25 protein-coding genes and 2 pseudogenes are annotated in these 26,832 nt (G+C 66.3%); 20 read left to right on the top strand and 7 right to left on the bottom strand.

The window, feature by feature from the left end; translation table 11 throughout:
- Nucleotides 1-24: 24 nt before the first annotated feature.
- Nucleotides 25-2,814, top strand: coding sequence for a hypothetical protein (locus E5P2_RS07380; protein ID WP_162566480.1), 2,790 nt, complete (start codon nt 25-27; stop codon nt 2,812-2,814).
- Nucleotides 2,815-2,841: 27 nt separating this feature from the next.
- Here E5P2_RS07380 and E5P2_RS07375 read toward each other — a convergent pair whose 3' ends face one another.
- Nucleotides 2,842-3,570 (bottom strand): SIR2 family NAD-dependent protein deacylase, encoded by a 729-nt coding sequence (locus E5P2_RS07375; protein ID WP_162566479.1) that lies wholly within the window; start codon nt 3,568-3,570, stop codon nt 2,842-2,844.
- 154 nt (nt 3,571-3,724) lie between these two features.
- Between E5P2_RS07375 and E5P2_RS07370 the strand changes: the two genes are divergently transcribed.
- The 4 genes from E5P2_RS07370 to E5P2_RS07355 all read left to right on the top strand — a co-directional run bounded on the left by E5P2_RS07370 (nt 3,725) and on the right by E5P2_RS07355 (nt 8,727).
- Complete coding sequence (locus tag E5P2_RS07370) at nt 3,725-5,059, top strand: C4-dicarboxylate transporter DctA (protein WP_162566478.1); 1,335 nt, start codon at nt 3,725-3,727, stop codon at nt 5,057-5,059.
- Nucleotides 5,060-5,065: 6 nt separating this feature from the next.
- Complete coding sequence (locus E5P2_RS07365) at nt 5,066-5,761, top strand: GntR family transcriptional regulator (protein ID WP_162566477.1); 696 nt, start codon at nt 5,066-5,068, stop codon at nt 5,759-5,761.
- A 49-nt stretch (nt 5,762-5,810) separates the two neighbouring features.
- Complete coding sequence (locus E5P2_RS07360; protein ID WP_162566476.1) at nt 5,811-6,884, top strand: AI-2E family transporter; 1,074 nt, start codon at nt 5,811-5,813, stop codon at nt 6,882-6,884.
- Nucleotides 6,885-6,996: 112 nt separating this feature from the next.
- A complete protein-coding gene (locus tag E5P2_RS07355; protein ID WP_162566475.1) occupies nt 6,997-8,727 on the top strand; it encodes a peptidoglycan D,D-transpeptidase FtsI family protein in 1,731 nt (576 codons plus the stop codon).
- Here the strand turns inward: E5P2_RS07355 and E5P2_RS07350 are convergent.
- Nucleotides 8,681-9,586: a LysR family transcriptional regulator gene (locus E5P2_RS07350; protein ID WP_162566474.1), complete on the bottom strand. Its 906-nt coding sequence runs from the start codon at nt 9,584-9,586 to the stop codon at nt 8,681-8,683. The genes E5P2_RS07355 and E5P2_RS07350 overlap by 47 nt on opposite strands.
- 145 nt (nt 9,587-9,731) lie before the next feature.
- Between E5P2_RS07350 and E5P2_RS07345 the strand changes: the two genes are divergently transcribed.
- The 5 genes and pseudogenes from E5P2_RS07345 to E5P2_RS07325 all read left to right on the top strand — a co-directional run.
- Nucleotides 9,732-10,424: a CBS domain-containing protein gene (locus E5P2_RS07345; protein ID WP_162566473.1), complete on the top strand. Its 693-nt coding sequence runs from the start codon at nt 9,732-9,734 to the stop codon at nt 10,422-10,424.
- 17 nt (nt 10,425-10,441) lie between these two features.
- The gene (locus E5P2_RS07340; protein WP_162566472.1) at nt 10,442-10,993 is read left to right on the top strand and encodes a hemerythrin domain-containing protein; all 552 of its coding nucleotides are present in this window, start codon (nt 10,442-10,444) and stop codon (nt 10,991-10,993) included.
- Between the two features lie 100 nt (nt 10,994-11,093).
- Nucleotides 11,094-11,564: a MarR family winged helix-turn-helix transcriptional regulator gene (locus E5P2_RS07335; protein ID WP_443083446.1), complete on the top strand. Its 471-nt coding sequence runs from the start codon at nt 11,094-11,096 to the stop codon at nt 11,562-11,564.
- The gene (locus E5P2_RS07330) at nt 11,561-13,324 is read left to right on the top strand and encodes a chloride channel protein (RefSeq protein ID WP_162566471.1); all 1,764 of its coding nucleotides are present in this window, start codon (nt 11,561-11,563) and stop codon (nt 13,322-13,324) included. Before E5P2_RS07335 ends, E5P2_RS07330 begins: the two co-directional genes overlap by 4 nt.
- Nucleotides 13,325-13,576 (top strand): annotated as a pseudogene (locus tag E5P2_RS07325) (integrase core domain-containing protein); the annotation flags it as partial.
- A gap of 142 nt (nt 13,577-13,718) precedes the next feature.
- Here E5P2_RS07325 and E5P2_RS07320 read toward each other — a convergent pair.
- Nucleotides 13,719-14,120 carry a GreA/GreB family elongation factor gene (locus E5P2_RS07320; RefSeq protein ID WP_162566469.1) on the bottom strand — a complete coding sequence of 134 codons (402 nt, stop codon included), beginning with the start codon at nt 14,118-14,120 and terminating at the stop codon, nt 13,719-13,721.
- Between the two features lie 983 nt (nt 14,121-15,103).
- Between E5P2_RS07320 and E5P2_RS07315 the strand changes: the two genes are divergently transcribed.
- Genes E5P2_RS07315 through E5P2_RS07300 form a run of 4 tightly spaced genes read left to right on the top strand, consistent with a single transcriptional unit; the run spans nt 15,104 to nt 17,709 of the window.
- Nucleotides 15,104-16,030, top strand: coding sequence for a universal stress protein (locus E5P2_RS07315; RefSeq protein ID WP_232080614.1), 927 nt, complete (start codon nt 15,104-15,106; stop codon nt 16,028-16,030).
- Entirely contained in the window at nt 16,027-16,452 is a 426-nt protein-coding gene (locus E5P2_RS07310; protein WP_162566467.1) for a GreA/GreB family elongation factor, read from the top strand. Before E5P2_RS07315 ends, E5P2_RS07310 begins: the two co-directional genes overlap by 4 nt.
- A complete protein-coding gene (locus E5P2_RS07305) occupies nt 16,453-17,031 on the top strand; it encodes a hypothetical protein (protein WP_162566466.1) in 579 nt (192 codons plus the stop codon).
- Between the two features lie 36 nt (nt 17,032-17,067).
- A complete protein-coding gene (locus E5P2_RS07300) occupies nt 17,068-17,709 on the top strand; it encodes an N-acetyltransferase (protein WP_162570379.1) in 642 nt (213 codons plus the stop codon).
- A gap of 384 nt (nt 17,710-18,093) precedes the next feature.
- Here E5P2_RS07300 and E5P2_RS07295 read toward each other — a convergent pair whose 3' ends face one another.
- Entirely contained in the window at nt 18,094-18,897 is an 804-nt protein-coding gene (locus E5P2_RS07295; protein ID WP_232080613.1) for a LysR substrate-binding domain-containing protein, read from the bottom strand.
- Between E5P2_RS07295 and E5P2_RS07290 the strand changes: the two genes are divergently transcribed.
- On the top strand, nt 18,898-19,455 hold the full coding sequence (locus E5P2_RS07290; RefSeq protein WP_162565132.1) for a hypothetical protein: 558 nt from the start codon (nt 18,898-18,900) through the stop codon (nt 19,453-19,455). It abuts the gene before it with no gap.
- Here E5P2_RS07290 and E5P2_RS07285 read toward each other — a convergent pair.
- Together E5P2_RS07285 and E5P2_RS07280 are read right to left on the bottom strand one after the other, a co-directional pair.
- Nucleotides 19,436-19,624: pseudogene (locus tag E5P2_RS07285) on the bottom strand (IS6 family transposase); the annotation flags it as partial. The gene E5P2_RS07290 and the pseudogene E5P2_RS07285 sit on opposite strands and share 20 nt — an antisense overlap.
- Nucleotides 19,625-19,667: 43 nt before the next feature.
- Complete coding sequence (locus tag E5P2_RS07280; protein WP_232080612.1) at nt 19,668-20,492, bottom strand: helix-turn-helix transcriptional regulator; 825 nt, start codon at nt 20,490-20,492, stop codon at nt 19,668-19,670.
- 239 nt (nt 20,493-20,731) lie between these two features.
- On the opposite strand from E5P2_RS07280, the gene E5P2_RS07275 reads away from it, so the two are divergent.
- On the top strand, nt 20,732-21,553 hold the full coding sequence (locus E5P2_RS07275) for an SDR family oxidoreductase (RefSeq protein WP_162566465.1): 822 nt from the start codon (nt 20,732-20,734) through the stop codon (nt 21,551-21,553).
- Here E5P2_RS07275 and E5P2_RS07270 read toward each other — a convergent pair.
- Nucleotides 21,535-23,355 (bottom strand): acyclic terpene utilization AtuA family protein, encoded by a 1,821-nt coding sequence (locus tag E5P2_RS07270; RefSeq protein WP_162566464.1) that lies wholly within the window; start codon nt 23,353-23,355, stop codon nt 21,535-21,537. The genes E5P2_RS07275 and E5P2_RS07270 overlap by 19 nt on opposite strands.
- On the opposite strand from E5P2_RS07270, the gene E5P2_RS07265 reads away from it, so the two are divergent.
- Genes E5P2_RS07265 through E5P2_RS07250 form a run of 4 tightly spaced genes read left to right on the top strand, consistent with a single transcriptional unit; the run spans nt 23,354 to nt 26,822 of the window.
- On the top strand, nt 23,354-23,560 hold the full coding sequence (locus E5P2_RS07265) for a hypothetical protein (RefSeq protein WP_162566463.1): 207 nt from the start codon (nt 23,354-23,356) through the stop codon (nt 23,558-23,560). The genes E5P2_RS07270 and E5P2_RS07265 overlap by 2 nt on opposite strands.
- A 13-nt stretch (nt 23,561-23,573) precedes the next feature.
- Nucleotides 23,574-24,803 carry an acyl-CoA dehydrogenase family protein gene (locus tag E5P2_RS07260; protein WP_162566462.1) on the top strand — a complete coding sequence of 410 codons (1,230 nt, stop codon included), beginning with the start codon at nt 23,574-23,576 and terminating at the stop codon, nt 24,801-24,803.
- A 2-nt stretch (nt 24,804-24,805) separates the two neighbouring features.
- Nucleotides 24,806-26,002 (top strand): acyl-CoA dehydrogenase family protein, encoded by a 1,197-nt coding sequence (locus tag E5P2_RS07255; protein WP_162566461.1) that lies wholly within the window; start codon nt 24,806-24,808, stop codon nt 26,000-26,002.
- The gene (locus tag E5P2_RS07250; RefSeq protein ID WP_162566460.1) at nt 25,977-26,822 is read left to right on the top strand and encodes a hypothetical protein; all 846 of its coding nucleotides are present in this window, start codon (nt 25,977-25,979) and stop codon (nt 26,820-26,822) included. Before E5P2_RS07255 ends, E5P2_RS07250 begins: the two co-directional genes overlap by 26 nt.
- Nucleotides 26,823-26,832 lie beyond the last annotated feature (10 nt).

Below are 26,832 nucleotides of genomic sequence, written 5' to 3'. Positions count from 1 at the left end.
CGAATCAATGAAAGGGAGTCATTCATGGACAACATCGGCAGGCGCAACAAGATCCAGCGGACCCGGACGACGGGCGATGCGACGGTGGAGACGGTGAGGGATGTCAGGCGGCTGCGCAAGACCTTGCGCAAGCCCGACCCGAATGCGCCGGCGCCAGGCAGCGAAGGCGGCCGCTCTGTCATGCGCATCAAGGTCGCCGAGAGCGGCAGCTTTTTCTCACAGGCTGGCGAAGCGCTGCGGCCCTGGGGGCCTGACACGACCGGGAATCGGCTCAGCCTCTCCGATTCGCGACGCACGCGCCGTCCGGCCTTCGTACCCAGGCTCGACATGGCGCACCGACTTCATGAATCCGGGGACGGCATGACGCGCATTTCCTCGAGCAGCGAGAGCGACACGCCCATCGTTTCGCCGCGCCGTGCGACCGACGAGCCGGATCCTCTCTTCGGTCTCGATCCCGAAAAGCTTCAGCAGCAACGCGCCCTCTTGCAATCCGACTTCGACCGCAAATACGACTTTGCGAGAAAGCATCAGACCGACAGGATCGGGCGCAAGAACTACGTGGAAGTACAGGAGCTGGTGCCTTCGGAAGAAGGCCAGCTTCAAAGGGAGACGCAATGGGTCAGGTCCGGAAAGACCTATGCGGAGCGCTTCCTCGAGCACAATGCCGAGACGGAGAAGAAGATCCAGACAGGCTTCAATCGCATGAAGCGCGTCGCACGCAGCCTGACCCACAGCCCGCGCAGGACCGGCAACAACTATGCAAGCGACAAGCCCATGGACGAGCTGCTGAGCCTCAAGAAGATGCAGGGAGTCCTGGGTACCTTGACCACGCAGACCGCAACGAGATTGGACTTCGGTATCGCCGGCGCCGCGAGCGCCGCCGTCCCGGGTGCGGCCAACGCCCTGCCCCTCGTGGGCGTCGTGGCGGGCGGCGTCGACGCCGTGCAAGCCGCCCGCGCTGCCGTGCAATTGCACAGCAGCGACACCCGCATCGAGGCGCAACTGCGGCATCTCAACGATGCCGAGCGATTCCTTCGCTTTCTGTGGGCCGCAACGCCGAAGGAGGCGAAGCACTACCTGCAATTCGACCAGGCGGCCCGACAACTGCTCGAACCGACCAAGGAAGAGCGCGCAGCCAGGGCTGCCCTGAAGGACGACATTCTCAACAGGGCCGTCGTGTTGCCGCCGATGACGCTCGCCTCGACCGGCGTGCAGATCGCCGGCATGGCGGTGACCACCGGTGCAACCGCCGCCGCCGGCGCGGCGCTGTCACCGCTGGGCATTGCGAGCAGCGCCATCGACATTCACCAGGGCAAGCAGGAACAGAAGTATCGGCGCGAACAGATACGGCTGGCGAAACTGCGCAAGGCCGCGATGAGCGCCGTGGTAGCGGCTCATGCCGGACATCCCAAGCACGCACTGCTGGCGGGCATCGTCGCCAGTCTCAGCGCAGGACAGGATCGGCTGCTTCGCGACGCCAGCGCCGGCAAGGCCTTCGGCAAGTTCCGCGAGATCAGGGGTGCCGTCAGCATCCCCCTGACGACCGGCGCCACCGTCGCGACCGGACTGGTGCTCGGCGGCGTCGCCACCGCGTTGACAGGGGGCATCGCGGGGGCGGTGGCCACCGTGCCCATCCTGGTCCTGCTCGGCGTGCTGACGAACGAGGTCCACCGCATCGCGCGGGTCGAGCACAAGGCCAAATGGCGCCAGCGCGCAGCCCAGGTGATTGCGCTGGACACACCGCGTGATGTGCTGGAACAAATGCTGGCCGGCATCCATCCGGGAGGATCGACGTTTCGGCTGGAAATCCGGGAAGGCGACTATCTCGCGGAATTCCAGACCTTCGCCGGAGTCCGCCTGATCGAACTCGACGTTCTCGAGAATGAATACGTGGGCCTTCACGCGCTGGTGCTGCAGATTCACGACCTCGTCACGGGCGAGGACCGCGGTGACGCGTCTCCGTTCCTCGACCTGCTGGAAGCCCTCGGCATGCATTCGGTCATGCGGCTTGCCGTTTGCAAGGCGGCATCCGGCGAGCCTTCGATCGCGCAACGCGACTTCATCCAGAACCATCTGGCGCGCACCTGCCTGGGCATGACTTTCCGCATGGCAGGCCCGATGCAGGCGCTTCCCCATGTGTCCGTGTTTCTTCGACATTACGGTTCCGCCTGGATGGAGACCGTCGAAGACAGCAAGCTTCTGTCGGCGTCCCAGATGGCCGAGGGTTTGGAGTCCGAGGCGCTCAAGGAGCTTGTTCACTCCGACAGATTCCTGGCCGCAGTACGCTCGAAACTGGTTGCCCGATACGTCAACCCGAAAGAGGGGTTGGCAGCCTTCATGCAGAGGTCACGCGAATTCCTGCACAAGACCTGGGGGATGTCGCACCCCGCCCGTGACTTGAACCTCTGGAACGAATTGCAGCGCTTCTGCGACTATCAGCAAAGCGTCGAACAAGACCTGCTGGAAGGCGATATCAAGCGCAAAAAAGCGAGCCGCGCGGACGACGTTGCGAAAGCGCCCGAGATCCAGCAAGCCGGACGGAAGTTGGCGCAGTCGAAGAAAGAGTCGGAGGCGAAGGCGCAGATGGAGGCATCATCGAGGGCAGCGGTCATTGCCAGGGAAATGAAGAAGATCGAAAAGCACCCCACCCTCGCAAAGAGCCTCCCGGCGAGCAACCGGGCCCCGGCGAAAATGCCGAAGATCGATCGACGCATCAATTCATGGAGCGACGTGTCCGGAGAGTCGGAAGGAGAGAAGCAAGCGTTGCTGAAGACGCCCAGGACTCCGAAAACCAAGCGACGCTTCGATGATTGACCCGCGTCGGACCGGCCGCGGCGCCGCTCAGTCGCGGATTCCGACCAGCAAGCGCGGCAGCAGAAGCTCCGCCGCGCCGCGCAGTACCACGGCCGCCGAAGCGTCGAGGTGCAGGGGCGCGACGTCGAGCGTGATGAGCCGGCCGCCCTTGGCGAGCGACGCCAGCGGCAGGTCGGCCGCGGGGTAGACGATCGCCGTGCTGCCGACCAGCAGGAAAACGTCGGCCTCCTCTGCCGCCATCTGGGCGTCGAGCAGCACGCCGGGGTTCAGCATCTCGCCGAACATCACGACATCCGGGCGCGCATGCGAGCCGCAGCGCAGGCATCGGTGCAGCGGCCACGGTCCGTGCCGGTTGCCGCAATGATCGCAGCGCCAGCGGCGCAGCGAACCGTGCAGTTCCAGCACGTCCAGGCCGCCGGCGCGGGTCAGGAGGCCGTCGACGTTCTGCGTGATGAGCCGCGTCGCCGGACGCAAGCGCTGCAACTCCGCCAATGCCAGGTGGCCCGGATTGGGCTCGGCCGCCTCCACCGCCGCGAGGCGCTCGGCCCAGAAGCGGGTGAAGCCGGCCGGGTCCCGCTGCAGGTCGTCGGCATGCGAGAACTTCAGCGCGCCCTGCTGCATCCACAAGCCGTCGGCCTCGCGGTAGGTCGGAATGCCCGAGGCCTTCGACAGCCCCGCGCCAGAGAGCACGGCGATGCGCCGCGCCGAGCGCAGCAGCGCGATGGCGGTGTCGAGGGGGCCAGGGTTCTCGGTCATCGGCGTTGGCCTGAATTCTGCATCGACGCCCGCGCTCGCATGCGGGGCGGCTTTCGACTCGGGAATACCCGCACAGCAAAATCCCAAATCTTGCCTACATTGCTTGTATGCAAGATAAATAACTTCTTGCATGCAAACATCACGGAGATCTCCCATGCCCCGTTTCGCCAAGTCTCTCTTCGGTCAGGTGGTCATCGCGCTGGTGCTCGGCGTGGCGGTGGGCCTGTTCTTTCCGGCCTTCGCCGCCAAGCTGCAGCCGCTCGGCGACGGCTTCATCAAGCTGATCAAGATGATCATTCCGGTGCTGGTATTCTGCGTGGTGGTGCACGGCATCGCCGGCGCGGGCGACCTGAAGCGCGTCGGGCGCGTCGGCGTCAAGGCGCTGGTCTACTTCGAGGTGCTGACCACCATCGCGCTGGGGCTCGGGCTGGTGCTGGCCTTCGTCTTCAAGCCCGGCGTCGGCATGAACGTCGACCCGGGCAAGCTCGATCCCAGCGCGATGGCAAGCTACGCATCGAACGCCGACAAGCTCACCCACGGCGGCACGGTCGACTTCCTGATGAAGCTGATCCCGACCTCCGTGGTCAACGCCTTCGCGACCGGCGACGTGCTGCAGGTGCTGCTGTTCGCGGTACTGTTCGGCTGCGCGCTGACGCTCCTGGGCGAGCGCGGCAAGCCGGTCGCCGTGGTGGTCGACGCGCTCTCGCTGGTGCTGTTCAAGATCATGGGCATCATCATCAAGCTGGCACCGCTGGGCGTGCTGGGCGCGATCGCCTTCACGGTGGGCCAGTACGGCATCGGGTCGCTGAAGCAACTCGGCATGCTGGTCGCGCTCTATTTCGTCTCGGTGCTGATCTTCGTGTTCGTGGTGCTGGGGCTGGTGATGCGCCTGTCGGGCTTCAGCCTCATGAAGCTGCTGCGCTACCTGCGCGAGGAGCTCGCGATCGTCTTCGCGACCACCTCCTCCGATGCGGTGCTGCCGCAGATCATGGCCAAGCTGCGCTACATGGGCATCCGCGATTCGACCGTGGGCCTGGTGATCCCGACGGGCTATTCATTCAACCTCGACGCCTTCTCGATCTACATCACGCTGGCCGCGGTGTTCATCGCCCAGGCCACCAACACGCCGGTCTCGATGACCGACCTGCTGACCATCCTGGCGATCGCGCTGGTCACTTCCAAGGGTGCGCACGGCGTGCCGGGCTCGGCGATCGTGGTGCTGGCCGCGACGCTGCATGCGATCCCGGCGATCCCCGCCATCGGCCTGGTGCTGGTGCTGTCGGTCGACTGGTTCATGGGCATCGCGCGCGCCCTGGGCAACCTGGTCGGCAACTGCGTCGCCACGGTCGCGATCGCGGCCTGGGAAGGCGACATCGACCGCGAGCGCGCGCACGCAGTGCTCAATGGCACCCATTCGCCCGAGGACGAGCCGCTGGCCGAAGCCGGTTCGCCGGCCGTCCTGCCCGGCGCGATCCCGCTGGCACACTGACGCCCCATGACCGACATCACACCGACCACCATCGCCGAGCGCGTCGTCGAGGCCATCCTGGCGCAGAAGCTCGCGCCCGGCGAACGGCTGGGCGAGCAGGCGCTGGCGGAAAACTTCGGTGTGAGCCGCACGATGGTGCGCGAGGCGCTGATGCAGCTGCAGGCGCGCGGCTTCGTCGAGGTGCAGTCGCGCCGCGGCTGGTACGTGGTCGAACCTTCGGCCGAGGAGGCGCGCGATGCCTTCGCGGCGCGCCGCATCGTCGAGGCCGGCATCCTGGCCGAAGCCGGGCGGCCGCTCGCGAAGGTGATCCGCAAGCTGCGCGAACACATCGCCGACGAGAAGCGCGCAATCGCCGGCGCCGATGCCGCCACGCGCGCCTTCCTCCTGGCCGATTTCCATGTCTGCCTGGCCGACCAGATGGGCCACCGGCTGCTGTGCGACGTGCTGCGCGACCTCACGGCGCGCACCACGCTGGCGGCCACGCTGTTCCAGTCGACGCACGAGGCGGCGCAATCGTGCGCCGAGCACGCGGCCATCGTCGCTGCGCTCGAGGCCGGCGACACGGCGCGCGCGCGGCAGTTGATGCTCGACCACATCGGCAACGTCGAGGAAGCGCTGGAGGTCGAGGCCACGGCCGGCCCCGGCGCCGACGAGCGCCTGCGCGCGACGCTGGCGCCGGTGGCGCTGCCGCGCGCGCGCTGACTGCGCCGCGGGTGCGGCAGGGCCAAGGTCGGCTACAGTCGATCTGCCTATGAATTCCCCCCAGCTTCAACGCGGCGTCTTCCTGTTCCTGCTGTTCGCGGTCACGATCGCCTTCGGCTGGATCCTGTTTCCCTTCTTCGGCGCGGTGATGTGGGGCATGGCGCTGGCGATCCTGTTCACACCGGCCTACAAGCGGCTGGCCAGGAAGATGGGCAACCGGCGCAACCTGGCGGCCATCGCCACGCTGTCGCTGGCGCTGGTGGTGGTGGTCATCCCGCTGAGCGTGATCACCGTCTCGCTGGTCGACGAGGTGTCGCTGGTATCGCAGAAGATCCGCTCGGGCGACATCAACTTCGCCAACTACTTCCAGCAGGTGGTCAATGCCATTCCGCACTGGGCGCTCAACCTGCTGGACCGCTTCGGGCTGGGCAACGTCGAAGGCCTCATCAGCCGCATCTCCGCCGGCGCCGCGCAAGGCAGCCAGGCCATTGCCGCGCACGCGCTCAGCATCGGCCAGAACACCTTCGACTTCCTGGTGAGCTTCGCGATCATGCTGTACCTGCTGTTCTTCCTCTTGCGCGACGGCGGCGATCTGTCGAAGACGATCCGCAATTCGCTGCCGCTCGCCAAGCCGCACACGCACTACCTGCTGAACAAGTTCACCACCGTCATCCGCGCCACCATCAAGGGCAACGTCGCGGTCGCCGCGGCGCAGGGCATCATCGGCGGGCTGAGCTTCTGGTTCCTGGGCGTGCAGGGGGCGCTGCTCTGGGGCGTGCTGATGGCTTTTCTCTCGCTGCTGCCGGCCGTGGGCGCGGCGCTGATCTGGCTGCCGGTGGCCATCTACTTCCTCGCCACCGGCGCGATCTGGCAAGGGTTGACGCTGATCTTCATTGGCGTCTTCGTGGTCGGCCTGGTGGACAACATCCTGCGGCCGCTCCTCGTCGGCAAGGACACCCAGATGCCCGACTACGTCGTGCTGATGTCGACCATCGGCGGCATCGCGCTCTTCGGCATCAACGGCTTCGTGATCGGGCCGGTGATCGCGGCACTGTTCATGGCGGTCTGGGACCTGTTCGCTTCCTCCAACGAGGAAGACGGCAACGCGCCGCCCTCGCCGTGAACGTCGACGCCCATGCATCGACTGGCACAGGCACGATCGAACGGCCCGGAACTTCACCGGCCTCCTCCCCTCTACATCCCACACCGACAGGAGACGTGGGAATGACAAGTCAATGAGTCAGCGCGGCCAGAGCGTCCAGTACGCAAGAAGTCCCCTGCTTGCCAGCAAGACCCCGGTCTGGCGCAGCAAGCTGATCGTCGCCGGCATCGCGTTCGGTTTCCTGATGCTGGCGGCCCGCGCGGTCTTCGTGCAGGTGATCGACAACAGTTTCTTCCAGCACCAGGGCGAGGTGCGCTTCGTGCGCACGCTCGAGCTGCCGGCGGACCGAGGCCGCATCCTCGACCGCAATGGCCTGATCCTGGCGTCCGACATCCCGTCGCCGAGCATCTGGGCCGTACCCGAGAACGTCGAGCGCGACGACCCCGCCGTCAAGGCCAAGCTCAGGCAGGTCGCCAAGCTGCTGGGCATGCCGCAGAAGGACCTCGACCAGAAGCTCGACGACGACGACAAGTCTTTCGTCTGGCTCAAGCGGCAGGTCGACGATCCGGTGGCGCGGCAGATCGCCGAGCTCGACATCAAGGGCATCCACTTGCGCAAGGAATACAAGCGCCGCTATCCGATGGGCGAAGCCGCGGCGCACGTGGCCGGCTTCACCAACGTCGAGAACACCGGCCAGGAAGGAATCGAACTCGCCTTCGACAAGGAACTCGCCGGCAAGGCCGGTTCGCGCCGCGTCATCAAGGACCGGCTCGGCGCCGTCGTCGAGGACACGGGCGAGCAGGTGCCGCCGATCGAAGGCAAGGACATCCAGCTCAGCCTGGACGATCGGATCCAGTCGGTGGCCTACGAGAAGCTGCGCGATGCGGTGATCGCCAACAAGGCCCGGGCCGGCAGCGTGGTGGTGGTCGATGCGGTCAGCGGCGAACTGCTGGCGATGGCGAACTACCCGAGCTTCGACCCCAACGACCGCCACAACCTCACCGGCGAACAGCTGCGCAACCGCGCGATGACCGACGTGTTCGAGCCGGGCTCGACGATGAAGCCGGTCACGGTCGCGACCGCGCTCGAGCTGGGCCGCGTCAAGCCGACCACGATCATCGACACCAACCCGGGCCGCATCACCGTGTCCGGGGCGACCATCCACGACGACGAGAACTTCGGCGTGCTGACGGTCGAAGGCGTGATCCAGAAGTCCAGCAACGTCGGCGCGACCAAGATCTCGCAGCGCATGACGGCCCACGAGATGTGGGATTCGTTCACCGCGATGGGTTTCGGCCAGAAGCCGCAGACGGTGTTCCCCGGCGCGGTCACCGGGCGGCTGCGGCCGTGGAAGTCGTGGCGGCCGATCGAGCAGGCCACCATGTCCTACGGCTACGGGCTGTCGGCCTCGCTGTTCCAGATCGCACATGCCTACACGGCCTTCGCGAACAACGGCAAGATCATTCCGGTGACGCTGGTGAAGGCTAGCGTGCCGCCGATCGGCGTGAGGGTCTTCTCGCCGGAGGTCGCCAGCGAGGTCCGCAAGATGATGCACATGGCGGCGTCGCCCGGCGGCACCGCGCCACTGGCGCAGACCGAGGGCTATTCGGTCGGCGGCAAGACCGGCACCGCGCACAAGCAGGAAGGCAAGGGCTACGCCGGCAACAAGTACCGCGCCTGGTACACGGGCATGTCGCCGATCGACAAGCCGCGCATCATCGTCGCGGTGATGATCGACGAGCCGAGCGCCGGCAAGTACTTCGGCGGCCTGGTGGCGGCGCCGGTGTTCAGCCAGGTGGTGCAGGAGACGCTGCGCATCATGGACGTGCTGCCCGACCTGGCCGTCGCGCAGCAGGTGCACTGAGCCGGCGCCCGGCCGGCCGCGGCTTGACGACCTGCCGCAGCCCGTCCAGCCCGGGGCCGACGCTCTCGGCCTCGGCGCTCTCCGAATAGACGGCGTAGGCGGGGTACAGGAACTCGGGTGCGCCCGGCACGCGGTGCAGGCGGCCCGATGCGAGGTGGCCGCGCACGACGTCCAGCCGGAAGTAGCCCGAGCCGCCGGCCGCCAGCAGGTATTCGCGGCCCAGCGGGCCCAGGCTCGCCGACACGCCGGCACCCGACAGATCGGGAAAGGCCAGGTCGTGCTGCACGGCGAATTCCTGGCCCCAGTCCACATACACGTAGTCGTCGGCCTTGGGCGCGTGGCCGCCGGGAGAGGTCGTCACCATCACGAGCTTCTCCTCGATCAGCAGTTCGATCCGCAGGCCGGGCCGCTGGTGCGGCGCATACATCACGGCGATGTCGAGCGTGCCTTCCGAGACCCGGCTCAGCAATTGCTCCGACAGGCCGACTTCGGTGCGCAGCGCCAGTTGCGGCGCGGCGCGGCGCATCCACAGCAGCCAGTTGAGCAGCAAGGGCTCCCAGAGGCTCACTTCGCAACCCACCGTGAGCACGGCCTGCCGGCCGGGCGGCACCTGCATCTGGTGCTGGGCCTGTTGCCAGGCCTGCACCAGGATCAAGGCATAGCGCCGGAAGCGCTCGCCGGCCGGCGTCAGCGTGGCGCCCGCGCGGTTGCGCACGAACAGCGTGCGGCCCAGCAGTTCCTCGAGCGAACGCACGCGCGCGCTGATGGCCGTCTGCGTCAGATGAAGACGCTCGGCCGCGCGCAGGAAGGAGCCGCTCGACACGATCTCCAGAAAGGTCTTCGCGAGGTTGATGTCCATGGGTTGTTCTGCTGCATTCTGGTCTTCAATGCAATCTTATTGCACTCAATGGCATTTGAATTCGTTTTACTTGCCGACCCCAAAGTTCGAAGATGTATCCACGCCTGTTGGCGGATGGACCGGACTCAAGACAAAGGAGTGCACCATGTTTGCAAGAGAAATCATGACATCGCCGGTGATCACCGTCTCGCCCCTCACACCGGTGAACGACATCACGGCCTTGATGCGCGAGCGCCATATCAGCGGCGTGCCCGTGCTGGATGCGGACCAGCTGGTCGGCATCGTGAGCGAATCCGACCTGCTGCATCGCTACGAGGCCGAAGCCGATCGCTGCGCGCCCCGGCCTTGGTGGAGCCGGCTGATCCAGCGCAGCGCGCCGCCGCTGCGCTATGTGCGATCGCACGGGACGCGGGCAGCGGACATCATGACCTGCGGCACGGTGTCGGTGACCGAGGACACGCCGCTGGCGCAGATCGCCCTGCTGCTGACCACGCGCCAGCTGCGCCGCGTGCCGGTGCTGCGCGGCAAGCGGCTGGTCGGGATCGTGACCAGCGCCGACCTTGTCGCGGCATTGCTCGCTCACAGCGAGAAGCAGCCGGACTGCCCGCATTGCGACGAAGAGATCCAGGCCCGCCTGACGGCGGAACTCGACCAGCAGGAGTGGTGGAATCCGCATTGGTCGCACCTGTCGGTCATCGACGGGATCGTGAGCTTCCACGGCATGATCGAGCACGAGGCGCAGCGGGACGCGGCGCGCGTGGCCGCCGAGAACACGCCCGGCGTGCGCGGCGTGGTGGACGACCGCATCCGTGCAGCCGACTGGCAGGCCATGGCCTGAGCCAGGAACGCGGACAGATGAACGCCAGGACGCCCTGCGCGACACGGTCGAGCGCCGCCTCGGCACCGCCGCTGGCGCTGCACCTCGCTGGCCAGGACCGGCTCCGGCAGCAGTGCGCGTCGCTGAGAAGCCTGGCGCACCGTCTGGACGAACCCGGTGCAGCGCAAGAGCGCGAGAGCATCCGCACCGCGCTGAACGCACTGAGCCAGGCTTTCCAGGCCACGCTCGAATGGCATCGCTCGGATCAGGAAGTCGATCTCTTTCCCGCGCTGCTCGAATCGATGGCCGGCTCGGACGCGGTCTGCATCCGGCAGATGGCGGCCGATCTGACGGCGGAGCACCGCGCGCTCGAAGCACGGTGGCATCGGGTGCGCGCGGCGCTCGACGCCGTCGCCCAGGGCGGGAATGCCGGGATGCCGTCGGCGGAGGTCGACGCGCTGGCATCGCTGTGCGAGCGCCACACCGCGTTCGAGGATGCCGAGCTGCTGCCGATGGCCGAGCGCCTGCTGAGCGATCCTGAACTGGCGCGCCTCGCGCACGCGATGGCCGAACGCCGCGAGGAGCCGTAGCCGCCACAGTCCAGCGCCCGCACGGGCGCCCCGCTTCGGGATCTTCTTCTTGCGCAACGCGCCTCGGTGCCGGCATCGAAAGGCGGCCAGGGTTTCTTTTATGTCACGTCGTGATATAAACGGAACCCCCTGTTGCTGTGCCTGCCTGCCTGTGAATGCGCGAACGCTTGCCAAGAAAGACTTCGAATCGCTGTCCGAATTCCGCTACCAGATGCGCCGCTTCGAGCGCTTCTCCGAGCGGGCGGCACAGGGCGAAGGCATCACGCCGCAGCAATACCTGCTGCTGCTCCACATCAAGGGATTTCCCGGCCGCAAGTGGGCGACCGTCGGCGAGCTCGCCGACCGCCTGCAGATGCAGGCGCATGGCGCGGTGGCGCTGGTCACGCGCTGCGAGACGCTGAACCTCGTCGAACGCCGGCCCAGCGAGATCGATCGCCGGCAGGTCGAGGTGCACCTCCTCGACCAGGGCGAGCAGGTGCTGCACCGGCTGGCCGACCTGCACCGCGCCGAACTCAAATCGCTGAAAGGCGTGTTCCAGATTCCCCAGATCGACTATCCCCCATCACCATGACGCATCTCCATCGCGGCGACTTCGCCCTCAATGCACGCCTGCTGCGCATCACGGCCATGGCCGCCGTGATCGGTGCGCTCAGCACCGCGGCAGCCTACGTGCTGCTGGACCTCATCCGCTTCTTCAACAACCTGTTCTTCTTCCAGACCTTCTCGATCGCCGACCGCTCGCCGGCCGACAACACGCTCGGCGCCTGGGTCATCGTGGTCCCGGTCATCGGCGGCCTGATCGTCGGCGTGATGGCGCGCTACGGCTCGGACAAGATCCGCGGGCACGGCATTCCCGAGGCGATCGAAGCCATCCTCTTCGGCAAGAGCAAGATGTCGCCGAAGGTCGCGCTGCTCAAGCCGATCTCCTCGGGCATCGTGATCGGCAGCGGCGGCCCGTTCGGCGCCGAAGGGCCGATCATCATGACCGGCGGCGCCATCGGCTCGCTGATCGCGCAGTACTTCCACCTCACCTCGGCCGAACGCAAGGCGCTGCTGGTGGCCGGCGCGACGGCCGGGATGACGGCGGTCTTCGGCACGCCGGTCGCGGCGGTGCTGCTGGCGGTCGAACTGCTGCTTTTCGAGCTGCGTCCGCGCAGCCTGCTGCCGGTTGCCGTGGCCTGCGCGGTCGCGGGCTTCTGCCGGCCGCTGCTCATGGCGCCGGGGCCGCTGTTCCCGCTGCAGACCGCGGTGCCCGGCCCGCTCGCGATGATGTCGTGCGTGATCGCCGGGCTGCTGTGCGGCGCGCTGGCGGCGGCGCTGTCGGCTTCGCTCTACAAGGTCGAGGACCTGTTCGGCAAGCTGCCGCTGCACTGGATGTGGTGGCCGGCCATCGGCGGCGTGGCGGTGGGCATCGGTGGCTACCTGGAGCCGCGCGCGCTCGGCGTCGGCTATGACGTGATCGGCGACCTGCTGCACAACCACCTGGCCATCGGCGTGGTGCTGGCGCTGCTGGCGGTGAAGGCGGTGATCTGGGTCATCGCGCTGGGCTCCGGCACCTCGGGCGGCGTGCTGGCGCCGCTCTTGATGATGGGCGCCGGCGTCGGCGTGGCACTGAGCCGGGTGCTGCCCGGCAACGATCCGATGCTGTGGCCCATGGTGTGCATGGCCGCCACCCTGGCCGGCGTCATGCGTGCGCCGCTGACGGCGACCATCTTCGCCTTCGGGCTCACCAACGACAGCAATGCGCTGCTGCCCCTGATCGCCACCTCGGCCGTGGCCTATGGCTTCACCGTGCTGACCATGCGCCGCTCGATCCTGACCGAGAAGATCGCGCGCCGCGGCTATCACATCTACCGCGAGTACGGCATCGATCCATTGGAGCGCCACTTCGTCGAGGAAGTGATGACGCGCGAGGTCCGGACCCTCGACGCCGGCATGCCGGTGGACGAGGCGATCGCCACCTACTTCGGATCGGGCCAGCTGCACCGCGCCTTCCCGGTGCTGCGCGACGGTGCGCTGATCGGCATGGTCGACCGCACCGCGCTCGCGTCCCACAGCGCCCGGGTGCCGGCCGCGACGGTGGGTGACGCGTGCGGCGACGCCGAGCCGCTGGTGGCGCTGGCCGCCGAAAGCTGCCGCACCGTGGCGACGCGGCTGGCGCGCCATCGGCTGGAGCGGCTGCCGGTCGTGAAGGACACGGAGTCGCTGACGCTGGTGGGTATCGTCGCGCGCAGCGACCTGATCAAGCCTTCGCTGGTGCACTTCGACGATGAAGAAAAGCGCGAGCGCATGCGGGGCATGCCCTGGCAGTCGCAGTCGGAGCAGCCCTAGCGTGCTGTCGCAGAAATACGAATCACGATGTCGATGAGCAGGAAGGCCAATTGCGGGGACAACGCGGCGATGGAAAGCTTCTTCAAGACCTTGAAGGTCGAGCGCATCTACCAGGTACGCTACGACACTCGCGCTCAGGCACGCTTGGACATCCTGGACTGGATCGAGGGCTTCTATCACCGGGTGCGCATTCACTCGGCAAACGGATACCTCGCCCCGGTCACAAGAGAGCGCGGCCTCCTGGCTGCATAACTTGATATACGTGGCAACGAGGCAGGGTCACTCCACGGATATCCCCCTCGGGCGATCGCCCGCACGAGAGATGAACGCGCCCCTCCCTGGTCTGGACGGGCGTGTTGAAGAGATAGGTCGAGCGCCGCGACGCTCGAGCGCGCTACATCGTGTAGTCGCCGCTTGCCTCGGGCTGGAAGAGGACCGAGGCCACTTCTGCCGAACACTCTTCGCCGCTGGGCATGAGCCATCGGGCGACGGCGCCTTCCTTCAACCCCAACAGACTCAGCCCCACCGGGGAAAGGATGGAAATGAAGCCCGCGGCGGGCTTGGCATCGCCCGGAAAGCAGATCGTCAGCTTCTGGCGGCGCAGCGTGTGCGGGTCGACCAACTCGACCTGCGAATACATGGTGATGACCTTCGGCGGGACGTCCCGCGAGGCTACAACTTCGGTGGCCGACAGCAGATCCGCCAGATCGGGCGGAAGCTGGCCGCCGAACAACTTGGCGAGGCGTGAGAAATCCCGGTCGGTGAGCGTGCGCTCGCCGTGAATCGTTGCATGCATGACGCACTCCATTCGAGTTCGCAGGCGCCGCAAGAGCGGCGGCCCGCAGTCGCGCTGGGCTGGCGCCCGGCGATCAATGGTTGCGCTGAAGGTGGAGTGGATCGCCGGGCTCAGGGATGTGCGGCCGGCTGTCGCAATCCCAGTGTGACAACTTCGCGCCATGCGAACGCCCCGACGCTTGCCAAGAATGCAAAGGGCATCGTGGAAGCGCTGCAGCAACGGTGGAAACGCGGGAATCGCATGTCACGAGTCTATGCGGTGATGCTGCAGCGGCCAAGCGATGCCCCCACCTTCCTTGCCAGAATGACTCGGCTCAGTGCCCTTCGCACGGACTGACATTGGAAGACTCACGGGTTGCGATCCAAGACTGAGTCGCCTCAATCTGGCAGGAGGTGTGGGGGTACTGTTGTCGCTTTCGCCAAGGTCTCATAGACTCGGCGCATGCAAATCAAGGCGCATACTTTCAACACAGTTCAAGGCCAGGTCGGCTTTGCGATGTTGGCGACTCACACGTCGTGTGCCTTGGAGTTCGCTCGACCCATGGCAAGGTCGCAGCAGACGCTCGCACTTTCCTGAGCCCGGCGGTCAGCCTCTCCTCTTCTAGCGCAATTCTTTGACCGTCGGGCACCAGTCCCGCGCGGTCGCGATCTCACTTGCAAATGCAAGCCGGGTTCCTGGAATAGCCATGCACCAACCCAAGCTTCTAGAGCTTCGCTGCTGACGGACGACGTCGCACGTTCCCCTTTGGTGTTTCGCCTCTTCTGCCTCGGCCGCATCTCGCGCTTTCACCGACGCTAGAGCCTGTCTGGCGGTCCGTCGAGCCCGCATTCATCAGAACGCGGTTCGGCTTTCAGAACTGCGCGGGACAGCCACGACTCAGCAGGGCCGACTGGACCTCGGCCGCGCTGCGACCTGCCCAACTTCGTGCCAACCTGGCGCGCATCGACATGACGACGCAGTCCCATGTCTTCAGGAGAGCAACCATGAACATCCAATCCATTCTCGCCGTCACCGACCTTTCGGGGCAGGGCAACCGCACCGTCTTTCGCGCGGCCGTGCTCGCGGCGCAGCATCGCGCGTTGCTCAAGATCATCTATGCGCCCAAGGACTTCATTGCTTGCGAGAACGCCGATGCAGGCGAAGGCGTGAGGCGACTCGCCGCCGAGGTCCACACGCGCTTCGGCATTCTTGTGAAGAACGTATCCGATACGAGCGGCCGTTTGGAGGCGATTGCCGAAGAGGCCCAATGGGTCGACATGCTGGTGATCGGCGAGCATCGAGAAAAATCCGCCAGGGCCTTTTTCTGCGGGCAACCCATCGAGCGTCTTCTGCGCGTCGTTCCTTGTCCGATCCTGCTCGCGCGACTGGAGGTATTCCATCGCTACCGCCGCATCCTGGTGGCAGTCGACTTCACGCCAGAGTCCAGGAAGCTGGTGAAGTTGGCCTGGTCACTCGACAGCGACGCCCAGGTCGAACTGTTTCATGCATTGAATACGATGCATGAGGGCAAGCTGCGCTATGCGGATGTGTCCGAGCAGGCGATCAGGGCCTATCGACATGAAAGCATGCGCGATGCGCACGAGCGCATTTTCTCCTTGAGCGACTCGTCGAATGCGCGTCGCAACAGGGTCGTCGCCGCCATCGGCAAGGGCGATGCGGCGCGCCAGGCGGTCGTTCAGCAACAGCACGCGAACGCCGACCTTCTCGTCGTCGGCAAGCGTCGGAGTTCGGCTTTCACGGACTTCCTTTTCGGAAGCATCGCGCAACGCGTGCTGTGGTGGTCGAGCCGTGACGTCCTGCTGGTGCCGCACGATCTCCGGATCGACCCGAAGACCGAGGTCGCCGCATCGTCCGCGCGTCCGATTCGACGCGAACAAGTGGCTGTCGGGCAGCGCAGGAGGGCCGCATGAACACCCTGCGCTTTTTGACGACAGGGGAAGCGACCCTTTTGAGCGACGCGGCCGAGCGATGGCTGCGGCTGCGCGACGTGGAGATCAATCTCGGCGAGTTGGCTCTGAAGGTGCTCCGCGCTGCGACGCTGCGCCCGGCTGCCTGCCGACGACGGGACATCGCCAGCCTGAACTGGACCATCGACGCGCAATTTCCCGGGGCAAGTGCGCCTGTTGCGTTCACGCTGGTGTCTCCCGCAGCTGCCGACATCACGCAAGGCCGGGTATCTCTGCTCAGCTTCATCGGCTTGGCGCTGATCGGCCACGCGATCGGCGCGGTGGTCCGGTTGCCCCTTCGTGGTGGCCAAGCAGTCGACGCACGATTGGTGGCGCTCAGACCATGCCCGGAACTCACACCTATTTCTGCCGACAAGGAGACGTGAATGTTCAGTGAAGACAGGCTCGCCGGCTATCCGCTTCGGCAATCGCTGCTGGCCGGCGCGAAAGGACTTCAAATCTTCGCGAACCGTGGCGTGGTGGACTGGATGTCACGCCCCGACCGGTACCTGGTCCTCTGCGAAGGCCGGGGTGGGCGGATTTACGCCGCGGATGAATGCGCTCTGGAGGAAGCCCAGCAGATGGTACGGGACGCGCATGGCGCCAAGGTCGTCATGCGCAAGCCCGAGATCCACACCTATGTAGACCTTGACCTGGACGCATTGGTCGAGCCCGTGATGTTCCTGCGCATCAAGAGCCCGCATGCTTATGCGAAAGATATCCTGGCGGAACTCAGCGGTCGTGAGGCACGAATCCTCGAGAAGGACATGCAACGGTATGAGTTGATTGTTCGGGCCGAAGGGCGACTGGCGAATCTTATGGGCCTGACGCGCAAGATCGGTTCGCTTGCCTGCGGCTCTGCCGCGATCTGGATATGGCTGCACCGCTACGAGCGAGCGATGGCTGCGTCATCGCCGGGCGTCGAAACCTGGGATCCGACCTCCTGCACGAACGGCTCGCCTTGAATCGAGCCCCCTCCTCCACCGATGTCATTGGCCGCCATGAATATTGCATTGCCTTTCCCTCATTTCCGAATTCCGTTTCATCGGCCGGCAGAACTTCGGGTCGATGTCGGCTCGCTATCCCCGGAATTCGACGAGTCGCTCGCCACGACTTACGAGCGCATCCATTCGCCGGGTGACCGGCTGCACGGCCTGCCGGCTTTCGATCTTCACGATCCCGACCTGAAGATTCGCATCAGAGAGGCCGACGGCGAGTTCTACGCGTATGTCGAAGACGTGCGTCGCGGATGTCTTGCGGGCTGTACCGTCTTCAATAGACTGGTCGAGGTGGGCCGTCGCGCAGACCGGCATCTGCGCTCTCCCCACTCGCGCTACCGGGCGCAATACCAACGACGCGGCATCGCGACGGCCGTCTATGACTGGGCGCTCGCCACCGGGATCTGTCTGATGACGGGCGCGCGTCAGTCGCCAGGCGCACACGCCCTCTGGCTCAGCCTGGCGCGGCGGTACGAATCGGGATTCGCCGATCTTCGCAACAAGAAGCTCACTTACCTGGGGCGTGCCGTTCCTGCTCAGGCGCTCGATCGGCTGCAGACCCGGATGTTCTTGCTCGGACGAGAGTGGTCACTGGAACGCTTCTGCGAAGCTGCCGAAATGCAGGATGCCCGCGCTTCAGGCTGAGGGCGGACCGGCGCAGCGTGAACGCCTGCGCCAGCTCCGCGAGGCGAAGTTCCGAAACACTGCCTCGGATTCGTCGCCAGTTCCTTCGGCGCCGGATTTCCGAGACGCTGTCTCGGAAATCGCGGACCGTGGAGACGCCAGGAAGAAGCGCCGCATGAGCTCCAGGTTGTCGACACCGAAGCCGCGGCCGAAGCTATTGGTCAGCTCACGAGACGGGCGGCCCATCGTATGTGTCTGGCAAAGTCATCGTGATCTTGCCTTGGCGTCGCAGGAGCCTCTTGTCCGTTCCACCCTTGACCGGCAAACGCGGATCGCCGAGGTCGCGCCGAGTCGCTCAGCGGGCGGGGTCCCAGTTGTGGGAAAGCAGTTCGTCGATGCGGCTGCTCAGACGCGTGGGCAACGGGACCCCTCGATCGCCCGATGTCGCCCCAACCCGGAGATCGCAAGCACGTTCGAGCCACCGAGCGTAGCCACTCCGAGAAGGCCCGGATGGTGCGCTCGCGCGGGTGACTTGGCCTGCGGATCACGTGGAAGCCATAGCCGGCCAGGCTCAGTTGTCAGGTGCTGCATGTCCTTGAACTCGGGCACGTCGCGCCACCTGCGCGCAGCCGCGGCCAGCCATCGCTGCCATGTGGGCAGCTCGCGGTCGGCCGGCCCCCAATAGGCATGGACCAGGACATGCCTGGCGAGGTCGGCGGGCCGCTTGAGCGCTCCCGCTGGCAGCAGGCGCGGACTGCAGATGGGCCAAAAGGTGTCGCTCACGAGTGCATCGACGATTCCGTCCGTCGGCATTTCCCGGCGGGTCGCATAGCGAATGGCGACGTCGCCATCCCCGGCCTGCAGATCGAGCACGGTGTCAGTGCCGATCACCTCCAGCGGCACGTGCGGATGCAATTTCCGCCATGCCGGCAGGCGGGGCACCCGCCAGCGGCTGGCGAAAGCGTTCGTGGCCGTCACACGAAGGGGCTGCTGCTCGCCATCTCGTTTGACGGCCGCGATGGCAGCGGCAAAGGCTTCCAGCCCGCCACGAACAGCCGGGAACAGTCGCGCGCCGGCATCGGTCAGCGCAAGGGGTCGCGGCCTGCGGCGGAACAGGGCGCAGCCGCAGTACCGCTCCAGCAATCGGATCTGGTGACTGATCGCGGTGGGGGACACGCACAGCTCCAGCGCGGCCTTCTTGAAGCTCATGTGGCGGGCGGCGGCGTCGAAGGCACGCAGCTCGAGTACGCGTTGCACCCGGTCGGGCCCACCATCACGGGCGGCCCGATCGTTCATTCGATCGAGCGCGCCCGCGCCCTGCTCGATGTCTTCCGCGACAGCACGCACTCGCTGCCGGATGAGCACACGCTGTTCGCCACGCTGACGCATGCACCCGACGACTCCGGGACACCGGTGGCCGCCCTGGTCACTTGCCATTTCCTCACCGAACTGAGCGACGCCGCGATCGACACCATGATCGATTGCTTCGCGCGCTGCCCGACGCCCATGGGCCAGTTGCTGCTCGAACATTTCCATGGCGCGGTCGCCCGGATCGAGGTGGGCGACACGGCCTTCCCGCATCGACGCGAAGGCTACAACTTCTTCGTGCTCGCTCAATGGACGCAGCCAGTGGACACCGGCGCATGTGTCGCCTGGGCCCGTGAAACCTACGAAAGGATGCGAAGCTTCTTCGCCGCCGGCCGCTACGTCAATTGCCTGGAGCAAAGCGTTGATCCAGGCGGGCTGGTCATCGGGCGCTACCTGTGAAAAGGCGCCATGCATCAAAGCGCACAGCCAACTGCTTGCGGTAGAGCGATGCGCGCAGCAGATGGCGCTTGATGGCGAAGTGCTGGCGGATGGAGCCGAAGCTCGAGAGAAAAGACGGCGTGCGCTCAGGCCGGCGAAATCCTCGCATGCGTCGCTCCCGCTCACTGGTCATGCCATCGGGGCGCACCTCCAAGGCCGCGTGGGTGGCCTTGCTAGCCCCTCGCGCTGCCGCTTGTCGCGTAGACAACCAGGCGACGCGAACCTGCAAAGATCTCCTTCGGCCTCAGCCCATAGACCTGCTTGATGCAATGGCTGAAATGGGTGGAGTCGGGGTATCCGTTGTCCAGGGCCACGTGGGCCAGGTTGGCCTTTTCGTTGACGTGCCGCAGCACGCTGCGCGCGCGCTTCCATTTGCGGAATGTCCGGAATGACACACCGACCTCCTGCTTGAACAGATGAAGAAAGCGAGAAAACGAAAGGTGCGCGGCTTCTGCGCACTCCTCGGCGCTCGACGGCGCGGACGGATGCCGCTTGATCATCTCAACGATCTCCTGAATCCGTCGATCGAGGACCTTCGGCACCAATGGCCTGTCAAAAAAGAACCGATCGAAATCCAGCGAGTTCAGATCGTCGAGGCTTCCCAGCTCGCAGAGTTCGCGTTGCCGGCGGCGCACGCGCTCGACGAACTGCGGCGCATCGACGATGCCCGACCGGGCGAGCAGCGGCGGCAGACTGGGAATCTCCATCGTCTCGGCCTCGATCTTGATGAGATTGATCATCATGGCCTCGGAGAGCAATTGATGCGGCTGGTAGGGATGAACGATCGCCATCTCGCCGGTTTCCCATTCGCCGCCGCCGACCGCGATGCGGATCGACCCCTCGGTCGCGACGTAGATCATCAGGGAACCCATGGTCCGCACACCCGGCGCGCCGAGCAGGCCGGCGTAGAAGATTCGGTCGGGCGTGATCCACATCAACCGGGCCGAGGGACCCGCGGTCTTCAATCGATCAGCGGCAGTGTTACTGGCAACTTGCATGGCGAGTCTCCGGCCGCCAGACCGGTCGGGCGCCCAAGGGATATTACAGGACCGTTCGGGCGGTAGTTTGCAGCAGCCTAGCCGCTCGGGCGGCGCCGGTCTTGTGTCAGCTGGCTATTCGCCGCTTGACGCGCCGAATTCGACACCCCTTTTCCGCGGACCTCGCGGCGCAGCGAGTCCGCGCAAGACCGCGCGTTGATTTCGGGTCAGACTCGTCGGCACACACCCAGCCCTGCCCGATGCAAACACTCAAGGACAAGACCCTCCTCATCACAGGCGCCAGCCGCGGAATCGGCCGTGCCCTGGCACTGCGGGCAGCCGCCGACGGCGCCAACGTCGTGATCGCCGCCAAGACATCCGAGGCGCATCCCCGGCTCGCCGGCACCATCCACGACACGGCCGCCGAGGTCGTGGCCCGCGGCGGACGAGCCCTGGCGGTGGTCGTCGACGTGCGGGACGAAAGCCAGGTGCTGGATGCGGTGGCGCGCGCGGTCGAACGCTTCGGCGGCATCGACATCCTGGTGAACAACGCCAGTGCCGTGCATCCGCATCCACTCCAGGACACACCGATCAAGCGCTATGACCTGATGATGGACGTCAACGTGCGCGGCAGCTTCGTTTGCGCGCAGGCGTGCATGCCGCATTTGCTGAAGGCGGCCAATCCGCACATTCTCAGTCTCTCGCCGCCACTGGACCTGCAGCCCAAATGGTTCAGGCCTCACCTCGCCTACACAACGTCGAAGTTCGGCATGAGCATGATCGCGCTCGGACTGGCCGAGGAGTTCAGCGCGCAAGGTCTGGCTTCGAATACGCTGTGGCCGCGCACGCTGATCGCGACGGCTGCCCTGGATCTGGCAGCGCCGGGCCAGGCCGCCTCGGCCCGCCGCCCGGAGATCATGGCGGACGCGGCCCACTGGATCCTGACCCAGCCGAGCCGGACCGCCACCGGGTGCTTCTTCGTCGATGAGGACGTGCTTCGGCGAAGCGGCGTGACGTCATTCGAGTGCTACGCGGTCACGCCGGGTGCGGAGCCGCACCTGGACTACTTCATCGATCCCTGAGAGCGCTCATCCAGAAGTCCCGCGGGCACCTCGATCTCCAGGTCCAGCAGGATCTGGCCCATGCCCTTGCCCAGCGGATCGATGCGCGTCGACGCAGGACCACCGCCGTCCAGCGCTTCGTGAAGCACGAAGTTGATCGCCTGCACGCCCGGAAGATAGAAGCGCTCGACGGCCCCCTTCGCGAGGTGGGCGAAATGCTGCTTCACGCGTTCCGGCGTGACCAGCCGCCAGAGAAGACCGGCCCACTCGGGCTTTCGGGCAATCAGGCCGATGTTGCTGAGGTCGCCCTTGTCGCCGCTGCGGGCCCACGCGAGCCGTATCAGGGGAACCAGGATCTGCGGTCCCTGCGCGTGCCCCGGCCACGCATCAGTCGGCTCCATCTGCACGCCCGACACGGCTGGCGGGGCGATGGATTCGGGCGCAGGCGACGTCATGAGCGCTGACGTGCCGTCCGGCAACACCACGCGTACGGGGACCCGCTGCTTGTCGAGCAGGAATGCAAAGGGCTTGACCAGCGGCGAAGGCGACGGGCGACCGCCGCCCGGGCTCGTGGTGCCCGGTGACCACGAGGTTGCGCTGGCGGCGATCTCGCGCGCGAACAGTTCGAGCGCCTTGCTTTGGGGATGGTCCGAGATGACCCGCAGCATGATCTCACGCGCATCCTGGCCGCGGGCCGCCGCGCCATACAGGGACTCGGTACCGAAGAGGTCGATTCGCGTTGCCGAGTAGTCCTCGAGGCCGGCCGCCCGGAACATGGCACGCGTGCGCTCGATGATGGCTTCGCCCGTGCGTCGCGCCTTGGCCTCTGCTTCGCGGCCGACGATGACCATGCTTCCCGTGCAGCGCCAGCCGTCGCGTCGGGTTGCCGACACCTTGTAGCTGGGCCCCGGCGCGCGACCGCGGGCACCGGTGATGCCCACGTGGTCGTCGTCGATCTGCACCAGTCGCACCTCCCTGAAGTCGCAGGTCACGTCGGGCAGCAGATAGGAGGCCGGATCGCCGATCTCGTAAAGCAGCTGTTCGGCCACGCAGGCGCGCAGGATCCGGCCGCCCGTGCCCTTGGGCTTGGTCACGCGGAAGCTGCCGTCGGCCTCGCATTCGACGATCGGATAGCCGATGTGGGCCCAGTCGGGAATCTCGCGCCAGTCGGTGTGAAGGCCGCCGGTCGCCTGGCAACCGCATTCGATGAGGTGGCCCGCCAGACTGCCCGCAGCCAGGCGATCGAAGTCGTCTTCTTGCCAACCGAATTCGTGGATCAACGGCCCCAGCGTCGCGGCGCTGTCGACGATGCGGCCGGTGATCACGATGTCCGCGCCGGCCGCCAATGCGCGTGCGATCGGGAACGCGCCGAGATAGGCATTCGCGCTCAAGATCGAGGCGGGAACGGGCTCTCCGGAGAACATGTCGCGCATGTCTTCGAGTTGCGCCAGCTGGCCAGAGACATCGTCGCCTTCGACCACCGCGATGCGCGGCGCAAGGCCGAGGCTCTGCGCCATCCTGCCGAGCGCGTGCGCGCAAGCTGCCGGATGGATTCCGCCGGCGTTCGAGACGACCTTGATGCCGCGCTCCAGCACTTGCGCGATGACCGAGCGCATCGTGATTTCGACGAAGTCGGTTGCATAGCCCATGTCGGGCTTCTTCAGCCGCGCCGCAGCCAGAATGGCCATCGTCGTCTCGGCCAGGTAGTCGAACACGAGGTAGTCGATCTGCCCCGATTGGACGAGCTGCGGCGCACCGACGGCGCTGTCGCCCCAGAAGCCGGACGCGCATCCGATGCGGATGACCTTGGACGATGACTGCATGCCGCGCAATTCCTTTTCAACGATTTCGCACGATAGCCGGCCGGCCGCCGATTGCTTGCGCGAACTGGTCGAGGTCGAGGACGCGCGGGGCACTCGCCGGTTACAGCCAATTGCCGCAAGACGACCCGCATCGCTTTCGATCATCCTTCGAACACGCTGGCTGCCGGCCATCGTCCACGATGCCGCGCGGCGGCGACAACCCTGAGGTGCAATTTCGAATGAAGAGTGACCTGCGCAACGAGCTGGGTGAATCCTACGAGGCGACGCTTGCCGAGATCGCGAAGCGTGCGCAGTTCTACGATCTCGAGGGGCGTTTCCCGACGGAGAACATGCAGCTTCTTCATCGCAACGGACTGCTGGCCTATTGCGTGCGCAAGGAGTTCGGAGGCCTGGGCGCCGGTCCGGGCGGCGACGTCGGCCTCTACGGGCGCATCATCGAGGACGTCTCGGCGGCCTGCAGTTCGACCGGGCAGGCGCTCGCGGTCCATGGCACCGCCTGCGCCGCCATCAACCTGCTGGGCAGCCGGGATCAGATCCGCAGACTGAGCGAAGAGGTGGTGTCGGAAGGCGCGGTCTACGGCTTCTTCGGAAGCGAGCCGACGCAACGCTTCACCAAGGACGGCGGCCGCCCCGGCTACGACGCCGAAGTCCGGCGCGCGCCTGGCGGCTGGATCGCCAACGGCCAGAAATTCTTCTCGACCAATTCGATGGGCGCGAAGCGCTTCCTTTTTTTCGCCATGTCCCAGGCCGACGGTGAGCAAGGCCTGGCCGTGCCGATCATCGCCGTCGACGCGCCTGGCGTGAAGGTGCACGACACCTGGGACAACATCGGCCAGCGCGCGACCTCGAGCGGCGCGGTCGACGTGAAGGAAGTCTTCGTCGCGGACGAATTCATGCTGGGACGTCCCGGCGCCTTCTCGCAGGTCAGCCCTGTGCTGCTCTCGAGCTTCCAGCTCACCTTCGCGCTGGAACTCACCGGCATCGCGCGCGGCGGGCTCGACTTCACCATCGATTACCTCAAGAACCACACCAAGGCGCCGGCAGGCCTGCCTACGCTCGGCCACGATCCCCATGTCCAGGGCAGGCTCGGCGAGATGGCTGTTCTGGTCGAGGCGACCCGGGCCATCGTCGAGCGCGCGGTGCAAGCCGTAGCGGACGCGGACCGCGATCCGACGCTTGCCGCCATCGCGCACCGCCGCGTGCTCCAGGCGAAGATCCAGGCCTCCGACGCCGCGATCGAAGTCGGCACGCGGCTGTTCCAGATCTGCGGCGCGCGTGCCACCACGCGCCGTGCCGGCGCCGACCGCTTCTGGCGCAACGCCCGCACTCTCTCGCTGCACGATGTCGTCGACAAGCAGCGGGCGGCGGTGGGCCGCGACCTTCTCGGGCTCGAAGGCGACATGGGCCATGTCCTCGCATCCGATGCGCAACGCACCAACGCCGCATGACCATGAGCGCCGAATCTACGACCCCCGCCCCCGAAATCCTGGCCCGCGCGCTGGCCGAAGACTTCTGGCGCCGTGCCGCCGATCACGACGCGGCCGGCAGCTTTCCGACGCAGAACTTCGACGATCTCCGCACCGCCGGGCTGCTCAGTTTGAATGTTCCGTCCCAATGGGGCGGCGCAGGGCTGGGGCCGGAAGCCGGCAAGCCGCTGGAACTCTGGAAGGTCACGCGCGCCATTGCCTTCGGCGACCCCGCCACCGCCCAGTCCTTCCACGTCCATGCCAACGAGATCGACATCATCCTCGGCCTGGGCACACCGCAGCAGCACGCGATGTTCCTCAAGCCGGTGGTCGACCGCGGCGTGATCTTCGGCGGCTACGGCTCGCAGCTGGCGGACAGCACGCCCACCATCGCCCGGCGCCGCGACGGCGGCTGGGTGCTGGATGGCAAGAAATTCTTTTGCACCAACTGCGAGGCCGCCGGCGCGGCGCTGGTGTGGGCCCTGGTCGAAGGCGACGAGGATCCTTCCGATCGGATCCAGGTCTTCTGCGTCTCGCACGACAACCCGGGCTTGCGCATCCAGCGCGGCTGGTGGGAGCAGTTCCAGGGCATGCGTTCGACCGGCAGCCACGTGGTGCAACTGGACCGGCTCGAACTCGACGAATCGGCGGCGCTCGGCAAGCCGGGCGACTATCTGCGTCTGGGTCTGCAGGCGCGCGCATACTGCCAGTTCGCAGCGAGCTTCGTCGGCATCGCCGACCGTCTTCTGCACGAGTCTTGCACGTCGGTCGCCTTCAGGAAGTTGACCGATGACGCGTCGGCGATCGCGCGCATCGGCAATTCGCGTCTTCACCTCGACGCGGCCTGGGGCCTGGTCGAGCGCGCCGCGCAGGCATACCAGCGCGGCGAGCCCGATGCGCCCGTGCGCGCCAACATGGCGCGCTACTTTGCCGAGCAGGCCGTCCGCGTCGGTCTCGAGAATGCGCTCGATAACATCGGCACTTTTGCCGGCAGTGCCGCGTCCGGCATGCCGAAGCTGGCACGAGACATCCATCTCTACATCCGCCACGAGAGCCGCGATCGCATCCTGCGCACCATCGGCGCGGCCCAACTCGATCTGCGCGTGGACACCAACTTCAGTGGCGACAACCCGATTCTGAAAGGTCTTTCAAAGCATGAGCACAGCCCGTCCCATCGTTGACCCGCTGGCCTTCGGCTGGTACTTCCTGGACCTTCTCGTCCACGACGGATCGCGCTTCACCGTGGCGATCCACGGCGCGAACGGCTTCGCCCTGCCCCGTCGTGCATCGGTGGTCGTCTGGCACTATCGGGATGGCGCCAAGCCGCAGATGTGGGTCAGCTCCGGCGGCGCGGCCCAGTTGCCCGAGCGGTCGATGTTCGACGGCATTCGCAACGACGTCGCGGTGTTCGATCGAACGCCGAACGGCTGGCAACTCGAAGTCAAGTCGCCCCAGTTCGAACTGACGCTCTCGATCGATCAGCACTTGCCTCTATGGCGGCCGCCGACGCTGCCCTTTCCGCTTCGCTACGAGAGTGGGTCCGCGAGCTTCGATTGGGTCATTCTTTGTCCGCACGGGAGCGCCCAAGGCGCGTTCCAGGCCGGCGCCACGCGCATTGCGCTGGCGGGCGATGTCTATGTCGATGCCAATTTCGGCACCATCGACGTGGCCGCCGAGCTGGACTGGTGGAAGTGGTCCACCATCGACCTGGCGCCCGGCGAACGGGTGGTGGCTTCCACGACCCGGTGGCGGCGCGACCCGGCGGTCACGGCGGCCATTCACATCGGAAGCCATGGCGTGCGGGTCATGACGCCGGCGCAGGTGCGGGCGCAGCTGGGCGCGGACCTGACACCGCTCGGGCTGGACGCGCCGACAGCGCCGGACCTTCCGCTGGCGTCCGAGCTGGATCTCTCGGTGCTGGGCGCCCGGCTTCAGAAATACCGGCGCTGGTCCGGGCGGATCGGCGGCAAGCCGGCGGTGCTGGCACTGCTGACCGCCTAGCCGCGGCATC

Source organism: Variovorax sp. SRS16, from assembly GCF_901827165.1.
In the GTDB taxonomy this organism is placed as follows: domain Bacteria; phylum Pseudomonadota; class Gammaproteobacteria; order Burkholderiales; family Burkholderiaceae_C; genus Variovorax.
This window is presented reverse-complemented; position numbering and strand designations above follow the sequence as displayed.